The organism is Vibrio sp. 10N.247.310.24 (genome assembly GCF_041467175.1).
Classification (GTDB): Bacteria; Pseudomonadota; Gammaproteobacteria; order Enterobacterales; family Vibrionaceae; genus Vibrio; species Vibrio tasmaniensis_A.
Genome location: NZ_JBFSUD010000117.1, coordinates 1 through 10,547 on the forward strand (window position 1 = coordinate 1; position 10,547 = coordinate 10,547).

Here is a 10,547-nt window from a genome sequence, read left to right on the forward strand (position 1 = left end):
AGAGAAGCTGCTTAGTAAACAAGCGAATGATGACAACTACCTTGAAAAACGCCGTGAGGTAGAGATTGCTATGGCTGGATTTGGTGTGTACTCCCACTCACCTATTAAGTCAGACTTCTTAAGGTTGTTTTTGAATGTAGGAGTAAAAAAAGCTATCAATGCTGCTGACGCAAAAACAGAAAATAGTAGTTCCACAAGAGGAAGTTCAGACTCTAATAGTGATTGCCTTGAGAGAGTTATAACGAAAACAGAACCTAAGAAAAGTGTGGTGCGAATACTGGCAGATATTCGGCTTTCCATGAACATGTTTATTATGGCTTTTTTATAAAACCCTTCCGTTCTATATGATACCAATATTACGGCGATAGTAGTTAAGATAATTAGATAATATGGAGGAATATTTACATATGCCCAGTCATAGACTGCATTTAGGGAAAATCCATTTATTAAACCGTCCATTCCTAATCCCTCAATAAACTCATTTTTAAAAGAATACTCAAAATTATATTGCCACTTCATTATTGTTATCAATGAGTTTAGTTGAAAAATGTTACACATGTTCTTGTTGCCTACTTAGGTAATAAACAACAGCTCAAACTTATATTAATGCCTAGTATATGCCCTTATGGACCAACATCCATAAGGGCTTTTTTCGTACCTAGATAGAGGGAATACCTATGAACCAGAAGGTCAATCAAGCTAAGAAAGCAACAACAGGATCTGACACTGAAAATGAAGTAGTTAATCACTTCTCCAACATCGTCAAACAAGGAGAGGCAGATAAATTAGCCCCTACCGCCAAAGGGAAAGTGATATACGAAATAGCGCTACATGATGAAGAGAAGCAACTCTACTTTCGAATTGCAGGGCAGACGATAAAAGGGGGATTGCATTCAAAGCAATGGATTCCATTAAGCCAGTTGCTCGAACTCATCGAGGAACAAAGAGATAAAGCTTGGAAGAGTAGCATCTATAAGCCATTGTTCTCAGGAGGGAGCATCAATAACCATTCGTTCTGTGCATCGATTGCTCGTGAGTTAGGCCTAGCTCAGAAATCAGAATCATCTATATATCTACATGTCGTCGGAGGGAAATATCAGGACTGGAAAAAGGAGCTTCTCGCACTGTCAAAATCAAGGGCTAAATAGTGTGTAAAAACCTCGTCGTCGTCGACGTAATGACGACGCTGTCGATAAACCTACTCATGAACAAGTCGCTAGGTAGGTTTCAACATCTCTAACCAAGGCTTGTTTTACCCATGATGGAGAAATTACATCGATATCAGGTAGCCAAGATTTGAGGACTGGCATTAATGCGTGAATATCTGATGTCTCAATGCTTATAAGTGTCGAGCCATAACCCAACTCTTTCAGCACCTGAATTGCCATAGGTTGTTTTGACCTCTGGTAATCATCAATTCGACTAGAACCTACCTGTGCGATGACCTCTACAATACCCTGAGTATTCCAGTGTAATTCTTCTCTGATTAGTTTCTCGTTGAAGCTAGGGGAGGGAGTGTAAATATCATCGTGTTGAACTAACTCTGTAACCTCCGATACTCGAAACGAATATGACTGGTTCCTAAGTACTGAAACCAAATGCCAAATCCCATGTTCGTTAATGAGTTGGTAAGGCTCAATCCTATGATAACGACGACGCTGACACGTTAAGGTTAGAGTGTTTCGCTGATGAATAGCGTTCGCAATGACACGTAATGTTGTCTGAAAGCGACTGGAATCTTCGATAGGTAAATGACGGAACAGAATAGATTGTGTCTTATGGCTTAGTGCCTGAGTCATGACTGCTCTATCTGGAAACAACTTATCTACTCCCATACTCGATAGGGAGTTCAGAGCTAAATGAGCTTTAGGGTTACGATGATCTAATTGCTTTAAGAAGTAATATCCATCCTCTCTTACGATAGGTAGAAATGCCAGTCGACTGAAATCTCGAAGTACAGTTCGTTCATGTACTCCAAATTCCTGCTGTAAGTCGATAAGGCTCAGTTTCTCTCCTGAATGTAATCGGGAAAGTATCTGACTCAATCGGTAGGCTAACTTCTCACTCTTATTCATATCACCAATGATGTACTGATTCGCTGACAGGTAGTGTCAGTCACCATTATTTCCCGATAGTCATGAGTAAGTGACCGATTTTGTTATAGGTTTCATAGCCCACGAAACCTAAGCCCTGCCGTTATTCCTCAAATTAATTTTACCAACTGACACCACCTGTCAGTCCACACCTTCAAACTAATCAACAGATGTCTTCTTAGAAAGAGGGCATGCAATCTTCAAGGAAAAACAAAAATGAAAACATCAATCATCCTGCTCGGTCTGACTTCGCTATTCACATCTTCAGTATTCGCAGGTGGTACGTTCGGTGGTAATCCGGGCGATATCTCGAAAATGAAAGAGCTACTAGAGCCACAATGGAATGGTAAGGCAGGTATTCAGAATACAGCGTCTTACGGTGTCATCGTGCAATGGAAAGCCGATGTCTGCGGAACAATGAATGGTCATGTCACTGATGTGACTCAATGCGGCCCTGATACCCCGAAAGGTAAAGCACAATAAGTTTTGTTGCGGAGCTTGGCTCTCGATATCTCAGTTTCGAAATTGGAACTCTCTAGGCTGAGGTATCAATGAGCTCCGCAACACCCTAATCAACCAACAAGAAGGAGCCTTTACATGGCGATTAAATCAATTACAACACTCGTTACAACCTGTCCTGCATGTGGTGAGCGTGCTTATGATGATGGTAGCTGTCAGGTGTGCGGTCACTCTCACTAAAGCTGCATTAACAAAAACTCTAAAGGGTCATGTTCTTCATTGAGCATGGCCCTTTTTCGTATCTACATAAAGAGGTAGGGAAGTATGCAAAGTAAAACATTCTCACAATCATCATCCCAATCAAAAAAGAACACTGGTATCCGTGGCGCTCAAGTCGGTGCTGCAATTGGTGCTAGGTATGGTCCATATGGAGTACTAATCGGCGGTATCGCTGGTTTCGTCATTGGTGTCGTCGCAGACGAAGTTATTGATGATTGACGGGCAAGTGTGATGAGCAGGGGGATAACCTCTGCTTTTTTTGTTGTCGTCGACGTCGGCTCACAATACGTCGACGACGATAAATTATTGCTTTATCGAATAATTCCAGTTTGTACAATGCACCCTACGTCAATGAATCAGAGTGAGGTGTACTGATGGCAGAATATTTTAAGATTGCTGAAGACGATCCAGACCTAGATGCTTTTGAGAGGTTAATTTCTGATTACCACCCTTGGTACAGGAGCTTTAAGAATAAATCTGAAAATAGACCAAGCTACAAATATAAGGATTTTTCATACGAGGCATTCGAGCAAGGACCTTTTCCGGGCAACGATGATCCTTATTGTCCGTTCGCATTTAGTTTTTTTAATGATGCTCACGTTCACAACTACTTATTGGATTGTCATTTTTTTCTTGAAAAGCCTTATGGAAGAAAAGCAGAACATAGCGTTCAGCAGCTAAAAGGCAGTCTCGAAGAATTAGTCAAAAACTCGGATTCCGTATTTGCCAAAGATTTAAATGGTATAGTTATTTTGTGTTGCACCATTTGGTCAGGTCTGATTAGAGATTATATAGTTGAAAAGAAAACGTATATCGATTCGGAACTGACGGATTATATTGTTGAGCAATCTACAAATGTCTGCAACTTTCTCATAGATTTATCAACATCAGAAGCGATGGATGTTGGGGTGCTCAAGACTTTAAGTCCTGAGGGGCGATATGGGTTACTAGCTAAGTACGTTCTTCAGGAGTATATGCAGTGTTTCCGTACCCATGTAAAAAAACATACGATTTTCTGGAAGAAAGAAACTGCTCGAGTAGCTAAGGCTTCCAAAGTAATTCAAGGTAGAAAAGTAGTTGTGGATAAAGGCTTTAGAAAGAAGTACCCAAAATACATACATGTGGTACTTGCGCATCGGCTCGTCCAGCACTTGAAAGATTCGCCTCAAGTACCTTCCTCTCCGACAGATTTCATCTTCAAAGAGATCAGCAAAAATAAATTCGCTAAATCACGAGATCTTAGAGCTCAATACCGTTGGTTGTTTATTAAAGCATGGCTGTACTCTTATCTTAGAAAGTACAACTTAACGTTATCGGAAGTAGCAGAGCAGATATCGTGGGACGATGATTTTTTCTATATGTCTGACATGCCAAATCTGGCTGATTTCGAAAAACAAGTATACAAAGACGAAATACAACAAGCTCGATTCCTAGACCTCAAGAACAACCTTTCTGCATGGCAGAACGATAAGTCCGAAGATGGTTATATCTACAGTCAAATCCTAGCAAGCAGTAAGAACCAAGCTTAGCAATAACCTCATCCCTTCCACTCTAGGAGAAGCAGTCATGCTTCTCCTTTTTTTTTGTCTCAACAAACCTGAGCGCATATGACAGATACCGATATCGACTTGCTGTTTAATGCAAACCAACGAGACGAAACGCCTTCTCGATGCTCTTTAACAATTTGGATAGTAACGCTCTAAGCTTTGTGACTCTTTAGTTTTGGCTGATTCGGTAACCTAATGAACAGCTTCATGCTGTTCATTGTGATGCTGAATCAAGCAGCATCAATTTTGATTGATAACTAAGGAGAAATGATATGAGTCTATTTAATAATTTAGCAAAGCAAGCGGAAAAAGTAGCGAACTTTAAAGCGGAAATACCAAGCAATGCATTGTCGAACATGATGCCCTCAGATGGTGTGCCATTTATGACTAAGTTTGAAGTGCAGAAACTACTTACAGTTGAGCGATACGATGACGAGACAGGATTTAAATTTACATATTATGTAGATGCAGATGTCGCGGAATCTTTGCCGAAAAAAGAAGTCTCTCAAAAGGTACTTCATGTTCTACAAACGACTAAAAACGATATTCGCTTTGTTCTACTGAGTGGCAATCCTTCTAACTCATGGAACCGCAGCAAACTAGATGCGGTGAAGGTGAGTGATGAAGGCAAGGTTATCTCGGTAAAACGTAACAAAGAAGCTGGTGTTTATAGCTATTCGATTGAGCATGATATCGCTCCATTTGACATCGATATGTCTCTTGTGGAGAAAGCTTTTGATGAGACGTTTGGAGGTGACTTTTATATTGATTCTTTGGAGCATCCAATCGCTCAAGCTATGTTGGAAAATCAAGGTGAATTGGTTGACGTCGACGGCGGTGATACCGAAAGCAATCAGGTGGATACCGACGCCGACGACAAGAGACCGTATGACCCTTCTGAGCATGGCATCTTTTCTAATGACCCTGAGCCACTTGAGGAACTTGAAGAGATTGATGAGTTAGAAGACGTTGAGATTGAAGACAGTATCGACTTTGATGACTTGGATTTCGATGAGATTGCAGCTTGAATTGCAATAGCACGCTATGGTCTTAAGCCTCAAACCTATGCGCTGAATAAACAGCTGATTGTTCACTCAGTGCAGGGTTGGCTTCCTAAGCCCGTAGCTCTACAAGTTAAAGGTGTATCGAGTTTGCCTCCTTTGGATGTTCAACGCCGAATTACTCGGCATATAGAACATCTAAAAGGTAGGGAAGCGATTCGAATCAACCATGCTGCAATGCTCAAGCGAATTGGTTCGTACTCCAAGAAAAAGTCGGGTACGAGCCACTTCGTGGCAAAGCAGTATCAAGGTATTGTTGAGGTTCTGAGGACTGATACGGAAGGATATTGGTATTGTCCTGTCGTATCTGCTTTTCACACTAAAACTGGTCGTGATCACGTACTTGGTTCATCTCTGAGTCAGGTGCCTAAGCAGTATTGGAAGTCAGTCCTCAATCCACCCCAAGGTAGCGTCTATGTTCTCCTAGACTACAAGCAACAAGAACCAATGATTGCCGCGCATTTTGCAGGTTGTCAGCCACTCTTGAGCTGGTATGAACAAGGAGAAGATATTTACCAGAAACTCATTCAGTTTACTGGTGTTCAGCTTAGCCGTGAACAATGTAAGCAACTGCTTATTGGTCGTTTATATGGCATTGGTCATCATGCATTAGCTGAAAAGATAGGTGTTTCACGTCGTCGAGTTAAGGTGTTGTTGGTTGAGCTATCAAAGCTCATTTGGCCTATAGACCAATATCTTGACCAATCCGCTGATGCTATTCGGCATCGTGGTATCGCTCGGTCTCTAGACTGGCAATATGCCGTTTCAGATTTAGACCAGCGTCTTTCCCTTCGCAACTGGAAGATTCAAGCAGCAGGTGCCGACATACTTCGTCGCGCATGCCAAAGGCTTGATGAAGCCAATATTCCGCTTCTTCTTACCAATCACGATTCGTTTTTGGTGAGGCTAGAACAAGAGCAATTTGAAGACCAGAGATATAAGGCTGTGAACGCATTACGATGCGCCGCCGCCGATGTTCTTGATGGTTTTAGTTTGAATGTGTCAATTGAGATGACACAGCATGCCCAAGAAAAATAGATCTATAGGAGATTTCACAATGGCAGAGAAAAATGTAGTCGCAGAGTTTTTAGAGCAGTTTACCCCTAGTGTAGTAAAGCAAGATGAGTCACGAACTCCATACTTGGTTGAACATGCGGGGGAGTTAAAGCAAGCTATTCCGCTTGAGTCGGATAGAGGTGAGCAAATGCTTCGTAAGTTCGCTAAGCGTGTTGAGCTGAGATTAGTTGGTAAGTCTGTGAAAGAGGCGTTTGAAGAGGTCAAAGCTATAGCATGGGAGCACGAGCAGCCGTTGATTAAACCTCAAATTCGATATGGTATGGCTCCGGAATCTGAAACAGTGACCATTGACCTCTCGAACGGTCAGATTGCTCAACTTAGTGCTCAAGGTGCTGGAGTGTTGGATACAATGCCAGCCAGTAACGAAGAGCTGTACTTTCAGCGACCGAGTTTTCAGTTGCCAATGGTGACGCCAAAGCTACCTTGTATTGATACAAAGTCAGCCTTAGCGAAGCTTCGAAAGTTTATCAATACCGATACAAACACGTTCTTCTTGCTAGTCGCTTACATGACTTACTTAATGGCTCACCCTAAGGCGAAAGGTGTTCCTTATCCTATTCTGATGATCCAAGGTGAGAAAGGTGCAGGTAAGAGCTTCTTCTGTAACAACGTGCTTCGTGGTCTGTTAGACCCAAGTGCTGTTTCAGCAATGGCTTTTCCGAAGCAAAGCGATTTTGTATTGACCATCAACGGTATGTCTTTGGTTGTTATTGATAATCTTCGAAGCTTAACCAAGCGACAAAGTGATCTACTTTGTACTGTAGCGACTAAGGGTACAATGACGAAGCGAACGTTGTATAAGACAGCCGAAGTGACGATGTTTGAGCTACACAGTCCACTAGTACTAAACGGGATCCATGACTTTGTTAAGGAGTCGGACTTAGCTTCGCGCTGTCTTCGTGTCAATTTGGAGCCAATGAAGAAAGGTAATCGACGTCCAGAGCAAGAGCTTAAAGCTGATTTAGAAGCATCTATGCCAGAGATATTTGGTGCCTTACTCACCCTTGCTTCTCAAGCATTGGCAATATTGCCAGATGTTGAAGTTATACATGAGGCTCGCATGATGGATTATGCCAAGTGGATAGGTGCGCTAGAACGTGTCTGGAAGTTGCCAGAGGGTAAACTGCAAAAGGTGTATGAGAAGAATGTTGAGTCTTTAATGGCATCGGGTATGGTCGATGATAGCCTAACCATAGCCCTTACTAGCATGGTGAAAAAGCTAGGCGGTAAGGCATGGAAAGGTAAGCCATCCCAACTGCTTAGCAAGCTACAAGAGCATGAGGACAGTCAGTATCTTCCTAAAGGAGCAGCTGCACTATCAGCTAAGATTAAGGGTCAAGAATCAAGCTTGAATGCCAATGGCATCTACTTCAAGTTTGGTCGAGCGGCAGAGCGTTACATAATGGTTTCAGATAAGCCATTAATTTAATTATCACATCCGGTATCGGTGGCATTGGTCACTGGTACCGGATGTTTTCGTTCTGCTGGCGGCGTTGACGGTTGGTGCTCTGCGTGGATAGCAGGAACCAAATATTTATTTAGTGAGTGTCAAAGTTGTATCTTCTCAATACAACAAAGTCGAGCTTACTACACCAAATGACAGGTTTCCCTGTTGTTGCATAATAGCAATCACCAATGATCAAAGCATGGCAGCCTTGTAAATGCTCTAAATCAGTGTCCACCTTGAAGTATTGAAGAAACTCTTCCGTAATTTCTGGTCTTATGGCGACACTTAATCCATCAGAGCGACTACCTGCGTTCAGCCATAATTTACCATCATTTGAATATGCAGCATCACTAATGAAGCCCCAGAAAATGCGGTTCTTCTCATGTAAACCCTCATGAACATTCTTAAAGTGTACAAAAAGTTCATCAGCTGATGAAGGAAGATCAGGAAACGGGGCGTCAGGGATAAACACGTTTGTACCGTGAGCATAATTCTCATCTGGAGACCTAACTAACTTATATAGTAAGTTCTTTAGTGATAAGTGAGCAGGGTAGTCTTTCCCTCCTGCGTTTTTAGCTTTATCTCCTGATCGCTTTTCTCCATGAGGGATGTTATCTGGAGGCTGTGTTGTCCCTACATCAACGTCATAGTTGTTTTCTAAACCGAGGTTTAATGTAATACCACTATTTGGATTAGCGGCTGGTTGGCCGTCGCCACCATCACCATCATCGATTACTTCGTAATTTGTTGCATAGTTACAGTCATCTAAATGGTGGGCGCAAAAGTGAGGAACCTTATTTCCGTAGCTCGATTTGCGAAACCAAGCGTCGCCTTCACATGATACGCATTTTAAGTTGCGCCTTAGAGTTACGATATTTTTCTCCCCTAAAGACCAGAAGTCTTCAGAGTTCCAGACCTTCTCATCAAGAGTACAAAAAGCTATATCCATGTTTCACCTTATTGATTTTAAAATATTTACAGTAGGTCTGGGGAGCTGGCTCCCCAGTTTTATTGGTTATTTCTTCTTGATTGGGATTCTGAACATACCACCGTTTTTTCGGGTGATTCGCTTCCCTTTCACTGTGATGTAAGGACGGTAAATATATTCGACGCTGTCGTTTTGATTTTGATTTGGTTGATTCATAATTTGAATATTCTCAAATAAATCACTCTATCCGATTGACCAAACGTCATTTGAAACATATGCTTTATCGGTATCGAGAGTGATATGTGTATTTATACAGTAGGATTGCAGTCCTAATGCGCTTTTAGTTACAAATTTCACAAGCCTAAGAAGTTGCAGCTTCTTAGGCTTTTTAATTTCTATAGTTCCAATATCCCCTTCTACTCAATTCTTTGTACTGTCTACAGAGTTGCTCAATACTCATCGCCTTTCCTCTTTGTAAGCCTTGTTAAACACAACATGTAGTGTTTAGTGGTAAGTTGCATAACAACCTAGAGTTCACATAGTAACCATCATAAAATCTAAGGTCAATAGCATGATCTGAGTTTTTTTACTTTAAATTAAATAACGGCGATCATTATGATCTGTGTTGTTTGTTTTGTTTTGAGTTTTGTGATATTTTTAGAGTAAATAGCAACATCAGAAATAGAGGTGTTTCAATGAGTGGACTATATAGTTATGCCCAACTTCTAAATGAAGTTAGCGGAAATGCTGAAAGGCTGGCATTCATCGACTTCAAGCTGAGATTTACAGGCTTTATTAAACGGGCTGATTTAAAGGAAGAGTTTGGATTAGCAGATGCAGCCGCAACTAGAATGATTGCACTGTATCGAGACTATCGAGAAGAAAATATTATTCACGACAGATCAAATAAGATAAATGTGATTAACCTTGAGAAGTATGTCCCATTACTTCCTATTGAAGCTGAGCAGGCATTAGGGATGTTAGCGCATGGTTTTAATAAGAATAAGATAGCAGATAGACCTTTGATATCTTACAGAAAAATTGGTGTTGTAAAAAACCAGTTAGATGTAAATGAGGTATCTAAAATTACTAGAGCGATTTCAAGTGAAAAAGCTATTGAGTGCTGTTACATCTCAGGAAGTAGTATTAAACATTGTGCTAGAGAATTAGCTCCAGTAGCTATTCTTTATGATGGTAAGAACTGGATTTTTAGAGCATATGATCGAAGTGAGAGTGGAGCGCATAAGTTTAAGAACTTTAATTTTGCTAGAGCAACTGAAGTTAAAGTAGTTGAACTAAATAATGGTGACGCAGCTCAACATGAAAAGCTTGCGGAAGATACCTTGTGGAATACACCATTACCTTTGTTTTTGGAACTTCATCATGAACTGAACGAAGCTCAAAAAGCCTCTATTCGCCGTGATTTTGGGATGTTACCAACAGACAATGAGCTATACCTTACAGAGAGTGCAGCATTAGTATGGATACTTACTAAATTATGGAATATTGATGTCAGCAATCATGATGAGAGTGATTTGTTTTTTAAATTTAAATTAAAGAATAAAGATATGATTGAACCATACTTATGATTGTTATGACTTCATAACCTCGTCGGCGTCTTCGTACTAAGTCATCCCCGACAACCCCATCATCCTC

The 10,547-nt window shown here is 41.1% G+C and carries 12 protein-coding genes; 9 read left to right on the forward strand and 3 right to left on the reverse strand.

Annotated features, from left to right (window positions below):
• The coding region (locus tag AB6E08_RS21580; RefSeq protein ID WP_372160257.1) for a hypothetical protein at nucleotides 1–328 on the forward strand (328 nt) is incomplete at its 5' end.
• A 349-nt stretch (nucleotides 329–677) separates the two neighbouring features.
• Complete coding sequence (locus AB6E08_RS21585; protein WP_102537971.1) at nucleotides 678–1,148, forward strand: hypothetical protein; 471 nt, start codon at nucleotides 678–680, stop codon at nucleotides 1,146–1,148.
• A 54-nt stretch (nucleotides 1,149–1,202) separates the two neighbouring features.
• Here the strand turns inward: AB6E08_RS21585 and AB6E08_RS21590 are convergent, their stop codons facing one another.
• The gene (locus AB6E08_RS21590) at nucleotides 1,203–2,075 is read right to left on the reverse strand and encodes a YafY family protein (protein WP_135383003.1); all 873 of its coding nucleotides are present in this window, start codon (nucleotides 2,073–2,075) and stop codon (nucleotides 1,203–1,205) included.
• 234 nt (nucleotides 2,076–2,309) lie between these two features.
• Here AB6E08_RS21590 and AB6E08_RS21595 point away from each other — a divergent pair, with 234 nt between their 5' ends.
• The 6 genes from AB6E08_RS21595 (at nucleotide 2,310) to AB6E08_RS21620 (ending at nucleotide 7,945) form a co-directional block, all read left to right on the forward strand.
• Nucleotides 2,310–2,576, forward strand: a complete 267-nt coding sequence (locus AB6E08_RS21595; RefSeq protein ID WP_135383004.1) for a hypothetical protein — start codon at nucleotides 2,310–2,312, stop codon at nucleotides 2,574–2,576.
• Between the two features lie 300 nt (nucleotides 2,577–2,876).
• Nucleotides 2,877–3,050, forward strand: coding sequence for a hypothetical protein (locus AB6E08_RS21600; RefSeq protein ID WP_017107722.1), 174 nt, complete (start codon nucleotides 2,877–2,879; stop codon nucleotides 3,048–3,050).
• 155 nt (nucleotides 3,051–3,205) lie between these two features.
• On the forward strand, nucleotides 3,206–4,360 hold the full coding sequence (locus AB6E08_RS21605) for a hypothetical protein (RefSeq protein ID WP_135383005.1): 1,155 nt from the start codon (nucleotides 3,206–3,208) through the stop codon (nucleotides 4,358–4,360).
• 290 nt (nucleotides 4,361–4,650) lie between these two features.
• Entirely contained in the window at nucleotides 4,651–5,406 is a 756-nt protein-coding gene (locus AB6E08_RS21610; protein WP_102554645.1) for a hypothetical protein, read from the forward strand.
• Between the two features lie 69 nt (nucleotides 5,407–5,475).
• Complete coding sequence (locus AB6E08_RS21615) at nucleotides 5,476–6,477, forward strand: DNA polymerase (RefSeq protein WP_240797219.1); 1,002 nt, start codon at nucleotides 5,476–5,478, stop codon at nucleotides 6,475–6,477.
• Between the two features lie 19 nt (nucleotides 6,478–6,496).
• Nucleotides 6,497–7,945, forward strand: a complete 1,449-nt coding sequence (locus AB6E08_RS21620; RefSeq protein ID WP_135383006.1) for an ATP-binding protein — start codon at nucleotides 6,497–6,499, stop codon at nucleotides 7,943–7,945.
• A 109-nt stretch (nucleotides 7,946–8,054) separates the two neighbouring features.
• On the opposite strand, the gene AB6E08_RS21625 is transcribed toward AB6E08_RS21620, so the two are convergent.
• Nucleotides 8,055–8,912 carry a hypothetical protein gene (locus AB6E08_RS21625; RefSeq protein ID WP_016796045.1) on the reverse strand — a complete coding sequence of 286 codons (858 nt, stop codon included), beginning with the start codon at nucleotides 8,910–8,912 and terminating at the stop codon, nucleotides 8,055–8,057.
• A 66-nt stretch (nucleotides 8,913–8,978) separates the two neighbouring features.
• On the reverse strand, nucleotides 8,979–9,107 hold the full coding sequence (locus AB6E08_RS21630; protein ID WP_261382935.1) for a hypothetical protein: 129 nt from the start codon (nucleotides 9,105–9,107) through the stop codon (nucleotides 8,979–8,981).
• A gap of 479 nt (nucleotides 9,108–9,586) precedes the next feature.
• Here AB6E08_RS21630 and AB6E08_RS21635 point away from each other — a divergent pair, with 479 nt between their 5' ends.
• Entirely contained in the window at nucleotides 9,587–10,480 is an 894-nt protein-coding gene (locus AB6E08_RS21635) for a WYL domain-containing protein (protein WP_017087742.1), read from the forward strand.
• The last annotated feature ends 67 nt before the right edge of the window (nucleotides 10,481–10,547 follow it).